Source organism: Paenibacillus catalpae (assembly GCF_900112695.1).
GTDB lineage: Bacteria > Bacillota > Bacilli > Paenibacillales > Paenibacillaceae > Pristimantibacillus > Pristimantibacillus catalpae.
On the sequence record NZ_FOMT01000006.1, the window covers coordinates 330,772 to 348,375 of the forward strand.

General features: G+C 50.8%; 17 protein-coding genes. 9 read left to right on the forward strand and 8 right to left on the reverse strand.

All coding sequences use genetic code 11. The features are described from left to right. Positions 1-41: 41 nt before the first annotated feature. Positions 42-2,888 carry a glycosyl hydrolase 115 family protein gene (locus BM200_RS26085; protein WP_091189715.1) on the reverse strand — a complete coding sequence of 949 codons (2,847 nt, stop codon included), beginning with the start codon at positions 2,886-2,888 and terminating at the stop codon, positions 42-44. A gap of 209 nt (positions 2,889-3,097) precedes the next feature. Here BM200_RS26085 and BM200_RS26090 point away from each other — a divergent pair, with 209 nt between their 5' ends. From BM200_RS26090 to BM200_RS26110, 5 genes are all read left to right on the forward strand, one after another. Next, entirely contained in the window at positions 3,098-4,024 is a 927-nt protein-coding gene (locus tag BM200_RS26090) for a peptidoglycan-binding domain-containing protein (RefSeq protein ID WP_091189717.1), read from the forward strand. Positions 4,025-4,165: 141 nt separating this feature from the next. Beyond that, positions 4,166-4,609: a MarR family winged helix-turn-helix transcriptional regulator gene (locus tag BM200_RS26095; protein ID WP_091189718.1), complete on the forward strand. Its 444-nt coding sequence runs from the start codon at positions 4,166-4,168 to the stop codon at positions 4,607-4,609. A 95-nt stretch (positions 4,610-4,704) separates the two neighbouring features. Continuing rightward, positions 4,705-5,658 (forward strand): VOC family protein, encoded by a 954-nt coding sequence (locus BM200_RS26100; RefSeq protein ID WP_091189719.1) that lies wholly within the window; start codon positions 4,705-4,707, stop codon positions 5,656-5,658. Positions 5,659-5,817: 159 nt separating this feature from the next. Further along, complete coding sequence (locus tag BM200_RS26105) at positions 5,818-6,423, forward strand: alpha/beta hydrolase (protein ID WP_175533029.1); 606 nt, start codon at positions 5,818-5,820, stop codon at positions 6,421-6,423. Positions 6,424-6,445: 22 nt separating this feature from the next. Further along, a complete protein-coding gene (locus BM200_RS26110) occupies positions 6,446-7,060 on the forward strand; it encodes a flavin reductase family protein (protein ID WP_091189723.1) in 615 nt (204 codons plus the stop codon). Here the strand turns inward: BM200_RS26110 and pepT are convergent, their stop codons facing one another. The 6 genes from pepT to BM200_RS26140 all read right to left on the reverse strand — a co-directional run bounded on the left by pepT (position 7,061) and on the right by BM200_RS26140 (position 12,120). After that, on the reverse strand, positions 7,061-8,293 hold the full coding sequence (gene pepT, locus BM200_RS26115) for a peptidase T (RefSeq protein WP_091189725.1): 1,233 nt from the start codon (positions 8,291-8,293) through the stop codon (positions 7,061-7,063). A 152-nt stretch (positions 8,294-8,445) separates the two neighbouring features. Then, positions 8,446-9,486, reverse strand: coding sequence for a Glu/Leu/Phe/Val family dehydrogenase (locus BM200_RS26120; RefSeq protein WP_091189726.1), 1,041 nt, complete (start codon positions 9,484-9,486; stop codon positions 8,446-8,448). A gap of 116 nt (positions 9,487-9,602) precedes the next feature. Then, complete coding sequence (locus tag BM200_RS26125; protein WP_091189727.1) at positions 9,603-10,283, reverse strand: hypothetical protein; 681 nt, start codon at positions 10,281-10,283, stop codon at positions 9,603-9,605. Next, complete coding sequence (locus BM200_RS26130; protein ID WP_091189728.1) at positions 10,280-11,179, reverse strand: ABC transporter ATP-binding protein; 900 nt, start codon at positions 11,177-11,179, stop codon at positions 10,280-10,282. Before BM200_RS26130 ends, BM200_RS26125 begins: the two co-directional genes overlap by 4 nt. Beyond that, the gene (locus BM200_RS26135) at positions 11,176-11,544 is read right to left on the reverse strand and encodes a GntR family transcriptional regulator (RefSeq protein WP_091189730.1); all 369 of its coding nucleotides are present in this window, start codon (positions 11,542-11,544) and stop codon (positions 11,176-11,178) included. The genes BM200_RS26130 and BM200_RS26135 overlap by 4 nt, the downstream gene beginning before the upstream one ends. A 153-nt stretch (positions 11,545-11,697) precedes the next feature. Continuing rightward, entirely contained in the window at positions 11,698-12,120 is a 423-nt protein-coding gene (locus BM200_RS26140; protein WP_217649591.1) for a MarR family winged helix-turn-helix transcriptional regulator, read from the reverse strand. Between the two features lie 200 nt (positions 12,121-12,320). Here BM200_RS26140 and BM200_RS26145 point away from each other — a divergent pair, with 200 nt between their 5' ends. Continuing rightward, entirely contained in the window at positions 12,321-12,803 is a 483-nt protein-coding gene (locus BM200_RS26145; protein WP_091189733.1) for a glutathione peroxidase, read from the forward strand. A 64-nt stretch (positions 12,804-12,867) separates the two neighbouring features. Here BM200_RS26145 and BM200_RS26150 read toward each other — a convergent pair whose 3' ends face one another. Then, complete coding sequence (locus BM200_RS26150; protein WP_091189734.1) at positions 12,868-13,497, reverse strand: NAD(P)-dependent oxidoreductase; 630 nt, start codon at positions 13,495-13,497, stop codon at positions 12,868-12,870. A 173-nt stretch (positions 13,498-13,670) separates the two neighbouring features. Between BM200_RS26150 and BM200_RS26155 the strand changes: the two genes are divergently transcribed. From BM200_RS26155 to BM200_RS26165, 3 genes are all read left to right on the forward strand, one after another. Further along, positions 13,671-14,888, forward strand: a complete 1,218-nt coding sequence (locus tag BM200_RS26155; RefSeq protein WP_091189736.1) for a polysaccharide deacetylase family protein — start codon at positions 13,671-13,673, stop codon at positions 14,886-14,888. 335 nt (positions 14,889-15,223) lie between these two features. Continuing rightward, positions 15,224-16,588 carry an extracellular solute-binding protein gene (locus BM200_RS26160; protein ID WP_091189738.1) on the forward strand — a complete coding sequence of 455 codons (1,365 nt, stop codon included), beginning with the start codon at positions 15,224-15,226 and terminating at the stop codon, positions 16,586-16,588. Between the two features lie 119 nt (positions 16,589-16,707). Then, the gene (locus tag BM200_RS26165; protein WP_091189739.1) at positions 16,708-17,598 is read left to right on the forward strand and encodes a carbohydrate ABC transporter permease; all 891 of its coding nucleotides are present in this window, start codon (positions 16,708-16,710) and stop codon (positions 17,596-17,598) included. Positions 17,599-17,604: the final 6 nt, after the last annotated feature.

Consider the following 17,604-nt stretch of genomic DNA (forward strand, 5'->3'; position numbering starts at 1 on the left):
AGAACCCTCTCCAGCATAGGCAGGAGAGGGTTTGCTGCTTGCTATCGGGTACCCCTGTAGCTTTCCGGCGGTCCAAGGTAGCTTGGCTTTAGGCCGCCGGTGTCGATCAGTATTTTTTGCAGGACAACGATTGGGTCAACCATCCATATTTTCAACGTGTGATAACCGGCCTCCGGCAGAATATGCTTCGTTACCGCAGCGCGGATATTCAGTATAACGCTTTGCTCCCAGTCCAATTCCGAGTAGCTGCCGTCTTTGGCAAGACCGATCGCGCTGACAACCTGAACGGGGCCTTCATCAAACGATACACCAAGGCGCAGACCCTGTCCCGGAATAAAGTCTATGGTTGGAGCAATCAAAGCGGATACGGTCAGCTCGCCCGTCGTCAGCAGATACACTTCATATTCGAGGCAAGGCGATACGCCTGCTGCGGGTATAGGCGTTGAAGGGGCGGTTACCGGGAACACAGCCATGGATGACAAGGTTCTGCCGTAATGGGGGATGACCTGCCAGCTTGCGCCAGCAGCCTCCTTATTCGTGCTGTAATGCTCTGCCTCAATCGCTATGTATCCGTTGGATTCGATAAAGCCGGATAAGGATTCACGGGTTGGTGCAACCGGATTGCTGACATGAATCATAACGGTAAAGGCTTTGCTGGTCAGCAGATCAATCAGCGTTATGCTGCCGCAGAGCTTATCACCTTGAGGCACTTCGTTCCAATCGATCTCTACCCATACTCTTTCCTCAACCTTTATGCTTCCTGCCGTGCTGCTTAGCTTGATCCATGGCTGATCGGCCCGTGCGCAATAGGTGAACGCTTCTGTTCCCTGGTTGAACAGGTCGATATAGCGGCTCTCACGGGTGAAATTATCGAACGGCAGTGCAGGAAGCTGGGGATCACGCGGCCATGCCAGCTCCGAGCCTTCGATCGCGACACCCATTCCGGAGCTTTCGCTAGTCAGCTTGACGGATCCGGTCTCCGGCATAATATGCTCCTCCGGCTGGTTCCAGTAGGTGTAGCCGATATGCAGCTGATCCATCATATGGTTCCATTTGCCGTTTGCAATCTCGTGGTTATACCTGTAACTCAGTGCGGCATCGTCTTTAAACAGCTGTGCGGCCAGAGCGGCCTCCACGTTGGCAGAAGCTCGTCCCTGCGCGGCGTACAGCTTGCTTCTGGTTGCATGGATATACATCTCCAGCACCTGGGCGGAAGCTTTAGCAGGATAGAGCGCCAGCTGAAAGAAGGCATCTTTTGCCGATTCATGCAGCTCATTATAAATTTGCTCGGCCAGCTCAACCGTCTCGTGCAGCTCGGTCAGAACGGCATCTGCTTCTTTATAATGAACAGAGCTATAGAGAGGCACGGCATTCAATAGCTCCGGCTTCAGCCGTCCGTTCCATTTGGAGTAACGGTTAATAATAAGGGACGCTTCTTCTGCATACCGGGAGCCAAATTGCTGCTCTGCCCACCGTACGCTGTATTCTCTGATGTTGTCTTTAGTGAAGGCATCCATATCCCAGGCGATCCGAAGGAAGAACTCCAGCTGGCATTCCATCGGCTTCAAGTCGCCGACATTCAGCACCCAGATCCGGTCTGCGCCATATTCGTACGCTTTGTGCATCTGCTCCCAGATCTTCTCAAGCGGGACGGTGTTCACCCATTTGTAGGAGCGGGGACCGCCGACATAATCAAGATGATAATAGATGCCTGCCCCGCCGGAGCGGTTCCGCTCTTCAGCGGTTGGCACCCTGCGCAAATTGCCATGATTGTCATCGGACCACAGCAAGGTAATATCATCCGGCACACGCATGCCATTCTCATAGTAATCCTGAACTTCCTTATATAAGGCCCATAGCTGAGGCACTTCGGATGGATCGGCCTTCATCTGCTCGCTGATAATCTGACGCTGGTCCTGTACGATCCGTTGGAGAAGTTCGATTTTTTCTTGAAACGACAACTGACCGCCCATCGCCTCATCGCCATCCCCCCGCATGCCAAGCGAGATGACATTCTCGAAGCCGGCGCTTCTGCGGATGCCCTCCTCCCAGAACCTGTAGAGCACTTCCTCATTAATGGAGTAATCCCATGGCCCTTGCTTATGCTTCTTCCAGTCGCCGTGCGGACGCTGCATCGGCTCGTGATGCGAAGTGCTGATTACGATACCGTACATGTCGGCCACAGCCGGGTTTAATTTATCATCTTCATAGAAAGTATTATCCCACATCGCCGGCCATAGATAGTTCGCCTTCAGGCGCAGCAGAAGCTCGAATACGTTTTCATAAAAGCTGTGCTTGAAATCCCCGAAGTTCTCTCTAACCCACGCCATAAGAGATGGTCCTTCGTCGTTTAGAAAAATACCTCTATATTTGACGGACGGTTCGCCTTGCTTGTAAGTCCCGTTACGGAACATTATGGCTGTACGTTGACGTACGGGAACATCCGCCCAGTAGTACCAGGGTGATATGCCCATCTGCTCGCATAAATCATAAATGCCGTAGATGGTGCCGCGCTTGTCGCTTCCTGCGATAACGAGTGCTTCGTCAACGCCAGGCAGCGGATTGGCCACGGTCTGCAGCACAAAAGCCTCCCATTTGCCTGTCAGTTCAGAGGCTGCGAGTTTTCCTTCCGCAATCAGTTTATCGACAAGGGGGCTTTTCCCGACCGTACCGATGATGATACTGCTGCTCTTGAGTTCCTCTGCCAGATGAATAATCCGCGGATCGGTCTGAGAGACTTTGTAAATATCCTGCTTCAAATCGGATACTGCCCGTATAACACCTGCGTAGTCCTCTTGAGAGACGTAAATATCTGCCGCTTTCCCGTCATAGGAAAGCGGGAATTGGCCTTCGTGATAACTGAATTCGATATACTTGTCGTTCAGCATGTCGAGACCCCCGTTCAATAATGGAATGAAAGCGGAATTATTATATAACACGGGTCTTAGTGAATAATCGGGATCGGCGTAACATGTTTAATTTTCACGATAAACTCTTTAATTTTTTAATCGAAATTGGAGCCGTATGAAATTCCAAATTGGGGAATAGTAAGGCGTGGAAAAACAATTTCAACATGAACAGGAAGGTGTCTTAGGAAATGAAATGGGATTGGATGCTGTCTTCCCGTGAGAGCACAGGGAAACCGAGCAAAGCAGGAAAAATCATTGGTGCGGTTGTTCTGTCTGCTGCTTTGATGTTTAGCGGGGCTGGTACAAGTCTTGCAGTTGGCAAAGGAGCTAAAGGCCCGGACATCTATGTTATTCAAGGGATGTTGAAGGGAATCGGCAGCTACTCCGGAAAAATCAACGGTTACTATGACAATACAACGGTAAGAGGAGTCAAGCATTATCAAAAAACGCATGGCCTTAAGGTGACTGGCTCGGTTGATGCGAAGACATTCCAGTCGATTACTTACTCGTACAACGCCGTTAAATACGGTAAGAAAGTAAGCGCCAAAGGCGCTGGTAAAGCGAGAGGCCTCGGCGTAGGCAACGGCGGCGGAGCAGGTGGCGGCGCAGGAATCGGTGGCGGCGGAGCAGGCGGCGGCGCAGGAGCTGGCGGCGGCGGTGGCGCAGGAGCAGGTGGCGGCGCAGGAGCTGGCGGCGGCGCAGGAATTGGCGGCGGCGGAGCAGGCGGCGGTGCAGGAATTGGCGGCGGCGGAGCAGGCGGCGGCGCAGGAATCGGTGGCGGCGGCGGAGCAGGCGGCGCAGGAGCTGGCGGTGGCGGCGGAACAGGCGGCGGCGGCAAAGGCTTCGGCGGCGGCGGCCAAATGCAAGAAGGCGGTAAAGGCGGCAAAGGCTTTGGCGGCGGTGGCGGCCAAATGCAGGAGGGCGGCAAAGGCGGCAAAGGCTTTGGCGGCGGTGGCGGCCAAATGCAAGAGGGCGGCAAAGGCGGCAAAGGCATCGGCGGTGGCGGCACTGGCGGAGGCAACAACATGGCGCCTAACAACCAAGCGCCAAATGCTGCACCAAATCCGGCGCCAAACAAAGCGCCAAGCGAGAACTCTGCGCCTAACGTTCGCTAAGAATCGGCATAAGGCAAGCAGTAATCAAGGAGGTTGTCCATCAGTTGGACAGCCTCTTCAAACTTTTTTTCAAAAACCCCTTTACAATTACCTCTAAATAAAGTATCTTTAAATCAAGATAAACGAAAGCGAGGCGAGCAAATGGAAAAAGAAAAGGATAATTCACTTGATCTTTACATCGCGCTTGCCAGAGCCAGCCAATGGGTGAACGCTCATGCCGACCGGGATATCCGCAAGCATGGCCTTAACCGGACCGAATTCGGGGTACTTGAGCTTCTGTACCATAAGGGTCCACAACCTCTGCAGCAAATCGGCGAGAAGGTACTAATGAGCAGCGGTAATATCACTTACGTCATCGATAAGCTGGAGAAGAAAGGCTTTGTATGCCGCAGAGCTTCTACCGAGGACCGGAGGTTAATTTACGCCGAGGTTACCGATGCCGGCACACAGTTTATTGAAGAAGTGTTCCCGCAGCATACACTCGTTATTGATGAGGCGGTCGGAGGACTGACGGCAGAAGAGAAGCAAACGGCAAGTGCACTGCTCAAGAAATTAGGCAAGTTCGCACAGACGACCTTCAAATAAAGATGGTCGTAACGATCAAACATCAAGTCAGACCATATATCTTAATTTAAAGATTCTTTAAAATTCTAAATAAACCCAATAGGAGAGTGGAAATTATGACAACCAACCAACGTACAGCAGGGATTCACCATATTACAGCATTTGTGAAAAATCCTCAGGTGACAACAGACTTTTATGCAGGGGTGCTTGGTCTTCGGCTCGTGAAAAAAACAATCAACTTCGACGCACCGGAAGTATACCATCTGTACTTCGGCGATGAGGCGGGCAGCCCGGGCACAATTATAACCTTCTTCCCTTGGGAAAACTCCCGTAAAGGGGTTGTAGGCGGCGGCCAAGTTGGTTACACCACTTATGTTGTACCCGAAGGCACACTGGGCTTCTGGAGAGAGCGCCTGGCGAAATTCTCGATCGAGTTCCAAGAAACAACGCGGTTTGGCGAGCAGTATCTGCAATTCGCCGATCCGGACGGCTTGCTGGTTGAGCTGGTGGCACGCGAAGACGGTCCAAGAAGCACATGGTCGTTTGGCGGCGTATCGGCTGAGCATGCCATCAAAGGCTTTGGCGGCGCGATTCTGTACAGCACGAATCCGGCAGCTACTGCACAATTGCTGGAGCATGTGATGGGTCTGTCGAAAGTCGATGAGCAGAACGGATTGGCCCGTTACCAATCGTTTGGTGAACTGGGCAACATCATCGACGTGAACACAGAACCGATGGCGGCTGGTCATGGCGGTCACGGTACCGTTCACCATATCGCATGGCGCGCAAAAGACGATGCCGAGCATCTCACTTGGCAGCAGCATGTGGCCGCTAACGGCTTCCAGCCAACGCCTATTGTGGACCGCCAGTACTTCAATGCACTCTACTTCCGTGAGCAAGGCGGCATACTCTTCGAGATCGCTACAGATCCTCCAGGCTTTGCACGTGACGAAGAGCCCGAACATCTGGGTGAGCAATTGATGCTCCCTGCATGGTATGAACAACACCGCGCGACAATCGAGCAGCTGCTCACACCGTTTGACGTACGCGTAATGGAACTGGACCGTTAATAATTCATTAACTCATGCTTACGAAGTATGGATCATCACAATGGCCCGGAGTAGGGCCATTAGGGTAATAATTCATTAGCGCATGCTATGAAGCATGAATCATCATAACTGGCCAAAACTTGGCCACTAAGGTGACAATTCAGTTTAGGAGGAATCAATATGAAACATATATTCAAACAGGGAACAAACCCGGCGGCGCCAGTCCTCGTCCTCTTCCATGGCACAGGCGGGACGGAGCATGATTTGCTGCCGCTCGCGGCAGGTCTGTCGCCGGAATCTTCGGTACTGAGTATCCGGGGTAATGTATCGGAGAACGGGATGGCGCGTTACTTCCGCCGTATTGCGGAAGGTGTATTTGATCTGGAGGATCTGGTATTCCGGACGAAGGAGCTGAATGACTTTCTTGATCAAGCGGCAGAAGAGTATGGCTTCGACCGTCGCAACTTGGTAGCCATCGGTTACTCCAACGGGGCGAATATCGCCGGAAGCCTGCTGTTTCACTACAAGGACTCGCTTCGCGGGGCGATCCTGCATCATCCGATGGTTCCAATCCGCGGGCTTGAACTGCCGGATCTGTCCGGGGTGCCGGTATTTATCGGGGCCGGCGTGAATGATCCGATCTGCTCGGCAGACGAGACGAAGGAGCTGGAAGAGCTGCTTGGCGGAGCCGGCGCAGCGGTAGCCGTTCATTGGGAACGGTTCGGCCATCAGCTTACGCGCTCGGAAGTTGCAGCTGCCGCAGCTTGGTACAACGAACAATTTTAATAAAAGAGGAGGCGGCAGGACCATGATTCGTATTGATCCGGAAGAAATAAGTGAACGCGAGAATTACAAGCTGCTGACGGGCACCATTATTCCAAGGCCGATTGCCTTGGTAACAACTCTTTCCGAGGATGGCGTGCTGAATGCGGCGCCGTTCAGTTATTTCAATATCGTTACAGCTGATCCGCCGCTGATCTCCGTTTCCGTGCAGCGCAAAAAAGGTATCCCGAAGGATACCTCTCGTCATGCCATCGCTAGAGGAGAGTTTGTTGTCCACATTGCGGATGAAGCGTATGTAGAAAAGCTTAATGTGACGGCAGCCAACCTGCCGCCGGAGGAGAGCGAGGTTGCGCTGGCCGGACTGACGGCTGTTCCTAGCGAGCACATTTCCGTTCCCGGCATTGCCGAAGCCAAGGTTAGGCTGGAATGTGTGCTCGAGCAAGCGATCCCGCTGGGCGGAACAGCCGAAGCGCCTGCTGCCGATCTGCTTATTGGCCGCGTTGTCCGCTATCATTTGGATGAAGCTGTAGTTGACGAGCGGAGACATGTTGATGCGGCGGCGCTTCAACCGGTCAGCCGGCTGGCGGGTTCATCGTATGCGAAGCTAGGAGAGCAGTTTGAAGTCGAGCGGCCATCCTAATTATTCGCCGCTTGCTTCGAACCGTTTAATAATCTCGACAATCACCTGGACCGATTTGACCATGTTATCAACGGAAACATACTCGAATTTGCCGTGATAATTCTCGCCCCCGGTGAAAATATTCGGAGTCGGCAGTCCCATATAGGACAGCTGCGAACCGTCAGTACCGCCGCGGATCGGCTTGATGATCGGCTTAATATCAAGACTCTCCATCGCATCGCGGGCGATCTCAACGATCCGGATAACCGGCTCGATTTTGTCGCGCATGTTATAGTACTGGTCTTTCAGTTCAAGAACGATACTGTTTGGACCGTGGACGGCTTTCAATTCCTCGACGATTCGGGAGATATTCGCTTTCTTGGCTTCGAATTTCTCGCGGTTATGGTCGCGGATGATGTAGGACATCTTCGTCTGTTCGACATCGCCCTGCAGCGTGTTCAGATGGTAGAAGCCTTCATAGCCTTCGGTAAACTCAGGCGCTTCGCCTGCGGGAAGACGGCTGTGAAGGTCCATGGCGATTTTCATCGAGTTGATCATCTTGCCTTTGGCAGTGCCGGGATGGACGTTGGTGCCATTAACGGTGATCTTGGCAGACGCCGCGTTAAAGCTCTCGTATTCCAGCTCGCCAAGCGGACCGCCGTCAACGGTGTAAGCATATTTGGCGCCAAAAGCAGCCACGTCAAAGCGGTGAGGCCCGCGGCCAATCTCTTCATCCGGCGTGAAAGCGACGCGGATCTTGCCATGCTTGATGTCCGGATTCGCGATCAGATAGGCCATCGCGGTCATAATCTCGGCGATGCCGGCTTTATTGTCGGCGCCAAGCAGTGTTGTGCCGTCTGTTGTCATCAGCGTATGGCCTTTATATTGGCTGAGTTCAGGGAAATCTTTTGTCGACAGCACGACGCCAAGCCCTTCGTTTAGCGTAATGTCGCCGCCTTCGTATTCGACGAGCTGCGGCTTTACATTTTTTCCGGTAAAATCGGTTGCTGTGTCTACGTGTGCCAGAAAGCCGATAATCGGCACCTGTTTATCGGAGTTAGCGGGCAGAGTGGCCATTACATAACCGTTCGAATCAATCGTTACCTCATCCATCCCGATTGCTTTCAGTTCCTCAACCAGCTGGTTCGCAAGAGTAAGCTGGCCGGGAGTGGAGGGGCAGGTCTCGCTCTCCTCATTGGATTGGGTATCTACGATGACATACGAGGTCAGTCGTTTAATAATCTCTTCTTTCATTTATTCCGGCTCCTTTCACGGGTAACTTGCCTATGTCCTCATTATAAAGGAGCGGAAAGCAGAAATCGAATAAACGGATCAGTGAACGAGGGCTGCTCCCGGCGGTCATCATGACCGTCAGGAGCAGCCCTTGGTTGGTTCTATCTATGGACTCACTCGCTAAGCAGCTTCTCGGTGAGCTGGTTAGCGGCTCTGGCAGCGGATATCCCGAACTTGTCAGACCAGGCAAACACGTTCATGAGCGTACCATAGATCCGCTCGACGCGGCTTCTGGCGTAGGAGGGCGAGTTGCCGTTGAGCTCGGCTGCGGTCACAATGATCCCGCCTGCGTTCACCACATAGTCAGGAGCATACAGGATGCCCCGCGAATGCAGTACGTCGCCATGCCGCTCCTCTGCCAGCTGATTATTGGCGGCCCCGGCAATAATCCGGCATTGAAGCTGCGGGATGGACGTATCGTTGATGATGCCCCCAAGCGCGCAAGGAGAGTAGATGTCACATAGTTCTTGCGCTATATCCTTCACCGGAGTTGCCTTAGCCCCGTAATGCATTACCGCCTTCTGCACAAGCTCCTCATTCAAGTCCGCCACAATGAGCTTGGCTCCGGCAAGAGCCAGGTAGCGGCAGAGGAACATCCCGACCTTCCCGAGCCCTTGAACGGCAACCACTTTGCCGGACAAGCTATCCGACCCGTCAAGTTTCTTGAGGGAAGCTTTCATTCCCAGATACACGCCATAGGCAGTCATATCCGCAGTAAACGTGCCGGAAGCGCCAAGCGATCCGGTGATGTCTGTGACATACGGCGTCTCTTTATATACCCAGTCCATATCCGCCGAGGTTGTTCCAACATCCATTCCGGTAATATATTCACCATGCAGCCGGTTGATAAACCGTCCGAGAGCACGGAACAAGGGCTCGCTTTTATCCTTGCCGGGGTCTCCGATAATGACCGCTTTGCCGCCGCCGAGGGGCAGCTCCGCCATTGCCGATTTATAAGTCATCCCACGTGCCAGTCTGAACGCATCTATTATCGCATCCTCGACGGACAGGTATTTCCACATTCTGCAGCCCCCAAGAGCAGGGCCAAGCTTCGTATTATGGATTGCAATGACAGCGGTTAATCCGCTCTTCACATCCTGAATAACCTCCAGCCGTTCATAATCCTCAAGGTTCATCAAGCTCCGCAAATCCATATAAAATCCCCCTTGTCTGGCAGTCCAGCAGCATTGGTATTACCGTTGTATTCAACAGCAGCAACCGATGACACTGGATGTCTGACAAGGGGGACGATTATTTTACGATAAAGAATCTATACGGTGGATCTGCGGATCAGCAGGAAGGAAAGGATGGCGAAGCATAAGGCAATCGGCAGCAGCCACAGCGACAGCTCGAACGCGGTGATCTCCTGCAGCCAGTTCCAGATCGGCTCCCACCAGTTATTAAGCGTTGCTAGAACGACAAGGAGAGTCGTTACGATCATTGCGGCCAAGCTTGTGACAAATAGTCCGATTGCTCTGAATTTTCGGAAAACACTTCCGATCGCAAAGCCCAACAAGAACATGGTCAGCAGCAGGATGAACTCTGTCAGAAACTCCTGGGCCAAATTACCGTCTGTCAGGAACGGAAGGTTGAAGAAGTGCAGCTGTACTCCCCAGCCGTTAGTGGCATCCTCTATAGCTGCCAGGATCATGAGAATCAGGGTCACAAGTGCGCTCGACAGAATGGCATTTAAGACGGTGCCGATAAAATAATCGGTTCTCCGGATGCTGAAGCTGATGGCAAACGGAAAGGTTTGCGGCAGCACGATAATGCCAAGGACAAGCATATAGATGAAGATGGATGACAAGCCGCCGGTATAGATCGCAATTCCGCTTCCGAAGCCGATAATCACATTCACGATAAAGCTGGATCCGAGAATGCCTGCAGGGACGGTCATCCAGGTATGCTTGTCGCGATTCAGAAGCTTGATCACGTTCGCGATTCGATTCATGGACGGGAGCCTCCTTTGGTTTCAAGTTTTTTATTGGTTAATTGAACGATCAGCTGCTGCAGGGAGATAGCGGCTGTTTGCAATCCCAGCGATTCCGCCCGTTTCCGGTCGGTTTCCGTCAGCCTTTCGAACACGCCCGCTGTCAGCAATCCGCCAAACGGCTCGCGCGAAATGACCTTTTTCCCTGCGATGAAGCTTTCAACGGCACTTGCTGTACCGGCAATCGAATAGGCTGAGCCGCGCAGCTCCTCGGCATCTTCGTTAATAAGAATCTTACCGCCGTCGATGACGATAATATGCTCCAGCATACGGCTTACTTCATCAATGAGATGAGTGGACAATACGATGGTCCGCGGATATTCGGAGTAGTCCTCAATGAGCCGGTCGTAGAACATGGCTCTCGCAACAGCGTCCAAGCCTAGGTATGGCTCGTCAAAAATCGTTAACGGAGCGCGGCTGGCAAGCCCGACGATAATGCCGACGGAGGAGTGCATGCCGCGGGACAGCTTTTTCATTCTTCGCTTCAGCGGCAGCTGAAAGTCGAGCACCAGAGAGTCCGCATATTCCTTATCCCAATTGGGAAAGAGGGAGGCGGACAGCTCAAGCACATCCTTGACCATGTAATTATCCGGGTATTTCAGGCTCTCTTTAATGAAGCAGACCTGGCTGAGCACCCTCTCGTTCTCATAAGGCTCTTCTCCGAATACTTTGAGCTCCCCGCTTGTCGCGAACAGCTGGGCCGTAATCATATGCATGATCGTTGTTTTCCCGGCGCCATTGCGTCCAAGCAGTCCGTAAATTTTATTCGGCTCAAGCGAGAAGGTAACGTCATTCACGGCCGTAACCTTCCCGTACGATTTGGTTAGATTTTTTACTTCTACAACGCTGCTTGTCATTTTGCATCCCCTCTCCGAATCATATCCGATAATTGATCAGCCGAAATGCCCAGCTTCTCTGCTTCTCTCAGCATGGTAACGACGTACTGCTCGAAAAACTGCTCCTTGCGTTTCTCTACCAGCACAGCACGTGCTCCTGTGGCCACGAACATTCCAATCCCTCTTTTCTTATACAAGATTCCTTCGTCTACCAGCAGGTTGACGCCCTTCGCGGCGGTTGCGGGGTTAATCTGATAAAAGGAGGCGAACTCGTTCTTCGAAGGCACCTGCGATTCCTCCGGAAGCCGTCCTTGAATAATGTCGTCTTCTATTCGTTCGGCAATCTGCACGAAGATGGGACGGCTGTCATCGATGATTAGTGTCATATCGTATTTATCACCTCTTGGTCACCTAAGTGGTTGATTACTCGTGTAACCAACTATATAGGAGGGGTGGTACGGAGTCAATAGGCTGGGACACAAAAAATAGCAGGCCGTCTGTACAAGACAGACAGCCTGCTATTTGGCTAATGCTATAACTTAAGTAGCTTCGCTCATTTTACTCATGAGGGTCTGCACCTGCTTGCGAAGCGCAAACAGCTCCTCTGGCTCTACGTCTGTTCCCTCAAACAACCGTACAGGTACACAGGAGGCCTTCTCCCGAAGCTGTTCACCTTTCATGGTCAAGCGGACCACGAGGTGCCGTTCATCGGATTTATCCCGTGCTCTTGTCAGCAGCCCCATGGACTCCAGCTTCTTCAGAAGCGGGGTCAGTGTGCCCGAATCCAGCAACAGCTTGGCGCCCAGCTCCTTCACCGATACATTATCCTGCTCCCATAGGGCAAGCAGCGTAATATACTGGGTGTACGTAAGTCCAAGCTCGGCCAGTAAAGGACGGTAGAGCTTCGTGATCTCTCTGGAGCATGCATAAAAGGCAAAGCATAGCTGGTTATCCAGCTTCATCAGTTCATCGTTGTTCACAGCTGTCGTAACCCCCTTGTTCGATATCCGTCTCTATATAAATTGTATGCAATTAATTGGGTGATTGTATTGTAGCACTGCCTCTAAAACGTGTCAAAAGGAACAAACAGCCTTTGACAACCGACAATATATTTTATACAATTTAATTAATAACAATTTATTTAGAAGGAGATGCATTCACAATGTCCCTATATGATATCGAGGTAAAAACGATCAAAGGCGAGAAACAAACGCTGGCTCCATACAAGGGCCAAGTGCTGCTCATCGTAAATACGGCAACCAAATGCGGGTTTGCCCCGCAATTCAAGGGCTTGCAGAATCTCCATGACACGTATAAAGAGAAGGGCTTTGCCGTATTAGGCTTCCCCAGCGGTCAGTTCATGAACCAGGAGCTCGAGGATAATGCGGCGATTGCGCAGTCCTGTGAACTGAATTTCGGCGTGAATTTCCCGCTTTACGAGAAGGTTGACGTAAACGGCAGCACGGCGCATCCGCTGTTCCAGAAGCTCACCAGAGATGCGCGCGGGCTGCTTGGCTCGAAGCGGATCAAGTGGAACTTCACCAAATTCCTGATCAACAAGGAAGGTAAAGTCGTGAAGCGGTTTGGTCCTAATATTACCCCGGAGAAAATCAACGAAGAGATTCAGGCCCTGCTTGAATCGTAAAGCATCCTTTTCATCAAACAAGCCGAGGCTCGCGCATGAAGCGCCAGCCCGGCTGTTTTTCTCTTTAATAGGCTATACCTGCCCGGGCTCGCGAATATTGCTCGCTGAACAGCTGGGCATAGGCAAATGCAGCGGTATCGCCGGTTGTTATCCTCGCGCCGTTCTCCGGCAAATAGTTATGCTCTACCCGGTAGCCTCCTTCAGCCGGGCCGTCAGGTAGATAAGTCGGGCAGACCAGTGTCCAATCGAGCCCCGATTCTTCCAATAAACGAAATGCCGCATGATGCTCCTCGGCAGCCCGCGTGAGAGTTCGCCTCGATTCGCTGGATTGATAGCGGAGCAGCCCCGGTTCAACCCGGCTGTCCAGTACCCCCGCAGTGCCAATGGCCACAATTCGTTTGATCCCGAGCTGCTTCATCGAAGCCAGAATTAGAGGCAAGCTGTCAGACAGAACAGATCCGCCGTCAGTGCTTAATGCGCTGATGACGGCATCCGCTCCCTGCAAAGTTTTGCGAATGGCCTCCACCTGAACCGCATTCCCTTCCACAATCTTTAACGAGGCATTCCTTTCGGCCAAGTTTTTTAACTTTTCCGGTGTTCTCGCAAGAGCTGTAACGGTATGTCCATCCTCCAGGGAATGGGCGCAAATCAAGTGTCCGACCCTTCCTGTCGCTCCAAAAATAGCAATGTTCATTTCTTCACCGTCCCTATATAATAGAGTTTACATTAAAATTTTATCATAATGGAGCAACATTCCAGCTATAAACTGCGTTTAGTAGGAGTACTAGGCAGCAGCTTTTTTTTTTCGTTTGCTGTCCAGTATTTGTAAAACAATGAAATAGATTGATATTTAGGGGGAAGTAAGGCATGTTTAAGGTCCGTTTAACACTATGGACGAACTTTATTCTACTCATTTTATGTCTAATGCTCATTGCAGTTTCATGTTCCGTTCCGAAAGGCAATACACCGGTCAGCTTTTACGTCAATGGGGAAAAGGTTAAGAAGCCGCCGGCCGTGGATATGGTCGACGGGGAACCGATGGTGCCGGCCTCCTTCCTGGAAACGACCTTTCAGTCGAAGCTGGAATGGACGCTGAAGGATCCGGGGAGCAGCGGGGTTTATTATTCCGATAAAGTTGCCGTTCTGATGTACCATGATTTAATTGGAACATCCGTAAAGAAAACAATGATAAAAGGCGCGGAGGCAGAATCCGCCATTCCGATGGATGTATTCAAGGAACAGATGGAGCTGCTTAAGGCAGATGGATTCCATATAATCACAATCGATCAATATGCTGATTTTATCGAAAATAAAGGCAATGTTCCGGACAATGCGGTATTGCTCACGTTTGACGACGGTTATGAAAGCTTTTATACGGAAGCTTTTCCGGTTCTGAAGGAGCATGGTTACCCTGCCGTTAATTTCGTTATCGGCTCGGGCGCGGATAATGCGGCCAATCCAAAGCAAAAGGCCCGTCCAAAGATGACGTGGGACCAGATGCGGGAAATGCAGAAGTCGGGCATGTCTTTCTATAATCATACATACGACAGTCACAAATACGGCGTGATGCGTGCCGATGGCTTAACGAAGCCCGTGCTGACGCGTCATCAATATTTGAAGAAAGAGAAGCGCGTCGAGACGGACGAGGAGTACCATGCCCGCGTGAAGACGGATCTGGAGAAAGCCGAGCAGCGTCTCAAAGAAGAGCTGGGCAACACAAGAGGCGTTATCGCTTTCCCTTACGGGGCATATAATGCCGAGGTGCTGGATATTCTGAAGGAAGTGGGCATCTCCATCTCCTTCACCGTGAAAGAAGGGATTAACGGCCGAGGGCAGACGAACGGCTTCCGCTTGAACGGTGCGAGGGCAGGCGAATCCGCGAAGCAGCTGCTCGAGAAGCTGAAGGCGCTGGATCTGAATGAAGCGGCGGTTACGGTTCATGTGGACGGCAAGGAAGCGGCATTCAAGGAACAGCCGTACAAAGGGCCAAACGGCGTCATGATCCCGCTGAAGGAATACTGCAAGATGAAAGGCATGAAGCTGCACGTTAGCAAGTGGAAGAAGCAATACAAAATCACGGCTTAATAATGAACTCATAAACATATTAGCTGTATTCCCGGTCCAGTTAGGTCCAGGGATGCGGCTTTTTTTATTTCTAAGCATTATCATTGTTGTTTCATAAATAGGGCTTGGAATGCTCCGGGATTCACTGGGAATCCTTTTCTGCCGGGATATTCGCTTCTTGGAGCAACAAATAATAACCGCATAGTCAAATATAGTTCGACAGCATTCGAGTGGGGGATTTTAAAGGGGGAATCTCAAGACCTAAAGAAAACCTACCTCATATCCTAAGTTCACACATTGTAAGGGTTTGCAGATTTCAAGATAATAAGAGCATAACAAACAAGGGGGATAAACAAATGGCTAAAATGAATATGAAGAGCATTCTTGGTCTTGTACTTACAGGTTCCTTGGCAATCAGCTTGACAGCTTGCGGCTCTAACAGCAATAACGGCGGCAACTCGGAAGCTTCCAATAATGCAGGTGCAACTAACGCTGCTACAGAGAAACCGGCGAGCAACGAAAAAATCACAATCACTTTCCAAAACATTTACCCAGATCCAACCGATCCGAAGCACAACATGATGAAGAAGATTGTAGACCAATACCAATCCGAGCATCCTAACGTGAAGATTGAGCTGGACTCCCTAAATACAGACCAACAGAAACAAAAGCTTAAAACACAAGCAGCTTCGAAAGAAGTGCCGGACATCACCATCGTTAACCCGGCAGCACAAATGCAGCCGTACGTTGATGCAGGACTGTTCGCGCCGCTGAACGACATGGTTGAGCAAAACGGCCTGAAAGATACATTCCAAGACGGCGTTCTTGATTTCTATACGTTCGACAATAACCTGTACGCATTGCCAGACGGCAACAACATCGGCGTTGTTTACTACAACAAAGAGCTTTTCGAGCAAGCAGGCATTACAAAAACTCCTGAGACATTCGAAGAAATGGTCGAAGACGTAAAAACATTGAAGGCTAAAGGCATTCAGCCAATGGCAATCGGTGAAAAAGATACTTGGACCGGTTCGTTCCTGTTCATGAACGTCCTGCTCCGCACAAACGGCGGCCCTGGCTTCCTGTCTGACGTTGTAGCCGGCAAGAAAACATTCGAAGATCCAGCATTCGTTGAAGCTGTAGACGCTATGCAAAACCTGATCCAAGCAGGCGCATTCCAAGAAGGCGTTACATCTTTCGACTATAACGCTGGCGAGAACCTGTTCAAAACCGGTAAAGCTGCCATGTACTACATGGGCTCGTGGGCAACTGGCGGTATCGAAACATCTGAAGCTGTAAAAGGTAAAGTAGGCGTATTCAAATTCCCTACTGTAAACGGCAAAGGCGACGCTAACCAATTCATGCTTGCTCCAGGTTCCGCATTCGCGATCTCTGCAGACAGCAAACACCTGCAAGAAACAAAAGATTTCCTGAACTACTTCATGCTGAACTTCCCTAAAGAAGCATTCGCAGTTAAAGGCGCTGTAGGTTTGGCTCAAAAAGTGGACGGCGACTTCAAAGCAGCCGGCTACTCCGATATGGCGATCAACGTTCTGGATCTGTTCAAAGAAGTTAAAGGCGGCGACCTCGCGTTCGATAATACGATGAACCCTGGTACAGCTCAAGGTCACTTGACTTCCATCCAAAACATCTTCGTTCAGAAGAAAGATTCCGCTGAAGTTGCAAAAGAGCATCAAACGGCTTACGAAAGCAACAAATAAGCTTTAACCAACAGATAAAAATATAAAAAGCTACACACGGTTGCGAAAGGGATTCTCTCCCAGGAATTCCTTTCGCAGCTATGTTTATAACAGCTAATAAAGATAGGAGGGCACACGAGATGAACGTACTGAAGGTTTCGAAGTTAACGATAGCGCTGTTCGTGCTGCCGTGTTTGTTGCTCTATGTCTGCCTCGTATTTGTTCCAATCATCGTTTCCCTGTATACCAGCTTAATTGATTGGAACGGGATCGGCGAATCGAAATTTATCGGTCTGGAAAACTTTAAAGATTTGTTATTCCATGATAAAGTGTTTTGGCCCGCTGTACGCCATACGTTAATGTTTGCCGTATTTTCCATGCTTGAAATTCCAATCGCTTTGTTTGTCGCAATCTTACTTAGCCGCTTCGTCAAGAAGCCGAATTTCCTTGTATCCAGCTATTTTATGCCGGTAATTTTGTCGGTTGTTATTATCGGACAACTATGGAAAACAATCTACAACCCTGCGTCCATGGGCGGCATGCTTAACCAGGTTCTTGAGTGGGTAGGCCTTGGAAGCTTGCAGCAGCAGTGGTTGACAGATCCAGATATCGCGATGTACAGCTTGTACTTCGTAGCCTTGTGGCAATACCTTGGTTATCACACCCTCATTCAGTTCACGGGTATTCAGAACATTCCGTCGGATATTTATGAAGCAGCCAAAATTGATGGCGCTGAAGGCTTGAAAGCTGACTGGCATATTACATTGCCAATGAACGTTCCGATCTTCAAAATCTCGATTGTCCTTGCCTTTATCGGCTCTCTTCAATCGTTCGACATGATTATGGTAATGACAGGCGGCGGTCCTGGTAACGCAACGGACGTTATCGCGACGCATATGTACAGAATGTCAATCTTGTCGATGAAATATGGATACGGAAGTGCCATTGCAGCCATTCTGGTTGTAGTTTGCCTTGTCGCAACAGTGGTTATCAACTATGGATTCAACCGTCTGGAACGGAAATACACGTAACGAAGG

Coding starts and splice junctions, on each gene's coding strand:
- BM200_RS26085 (WP_091189715.1), bottom strand. CDS start 2,888: ATGCTGAACGACAAGTATATCGAATTCAGTTATCACGAAGGCCAATTC.
- BM200_RS26090 (WP_091189717.1), top strand. CDS start 3,098: ATGAAATGGGATTGGATGCTGTCTTCCCGTGAGAGCACAGGGAAACCG.
- BM200_RS26095 (WP_091189718.1), top strand. CDS start 4,166: ATGGAAAAAGAAAAGGATAATTCACTTGATCTTTACATCGCGCTTGCC.
- BM200_RS26100 (WP_091189719.1), top strand. CDS start 4,705: ATGACAACCAACCAACGTACAGCAGGGATTCACCATATTACAGCATTT.
- BM200_RS26105 (WP_175533029.1), top strand. CDS start 5,818: ATGAAACATATATTCAAACAGGGAACAAACCCGGCGGCGCCAGTCCTC.
- BM200_RS26110 (WP_091189723.1), top strand. CDS start 6,446: ATGATTCGTATTGATCCGGAAGAAATAAGTGAACGCGAGAATTACAAG.
- pepT (WP_091189725.1), bottom strand. CDS start 8,293: ATGAAAGAAGAGATTATTAAACGACTGACCTCGTATGTCATCGTAGAT.
- BM200_RS26120 (WP_091189726.1), bottom strand. CDS start 9,486: ATGGATTTGCGGAGCTTGATGAACCTTGAGGATTATGAACGGCTGGAG.
- BM200_RS26125 (WP_091189727.1), bottom strand. CDS start 10,283: ATGAATCGAATCGCGAACGTGATCAAGCTTCTGAATCGCGACAAGCAT.
- BM200_RS26130 (WP_091189728.1), bottom strand. CDS start 11,179: ATGACAAGCAGCGTTGTAGAAGTAAAAAATCTAACCAAATCGTACGGG.
- BM200_RS26135 (WP_091189730.1), bottom strand. CDS start 11,544: ATGACACTAATCATCGATGACAGCCGTCCCATCTTCGTGCAGATTGCC.
- BM200_RS26140 (WP_217649591.1), bottom strand. CDS start 12,120: ATGAAGCTGGATAACCAGCTATGCTTTGCCTTTTATGCATGCTCCAGA.
- BM200_RS26145 (WP_091189733.1), top strand. CDS start 12,321: ATGTCCCTATATGATATCGAGGTAAAAACGATCAAAGGCGAGAAACAA.
- BM200_RS26150 (WP_091189734.1), bottom strand. CDS start 13,497: ATGAACATTGCTATTTTTGGAGCGACAGGAAGGGTCGGACACTTGATT.
- BM200_RS26155 (WP_091189736.1), top strand. CDS start 13,671: ATGTTTAAGGTCCGTTTAACACTATGGACGAACTTTATTCTACTCATT.
- BM200_RS26160 (WP_091189738.1), top strand. CDS start 15,224: ATGGCTAAAATGAATATGAAGAGCATTCTTGGTCTTGTACTTACAGGT.
- BM200_RS26165 (WP_091189739.1), top strand. CDS start 16,708: ATGAACGTACTGAAGGTTTCGAAGTTAACGATAGCGCTGTTCGTGCTG.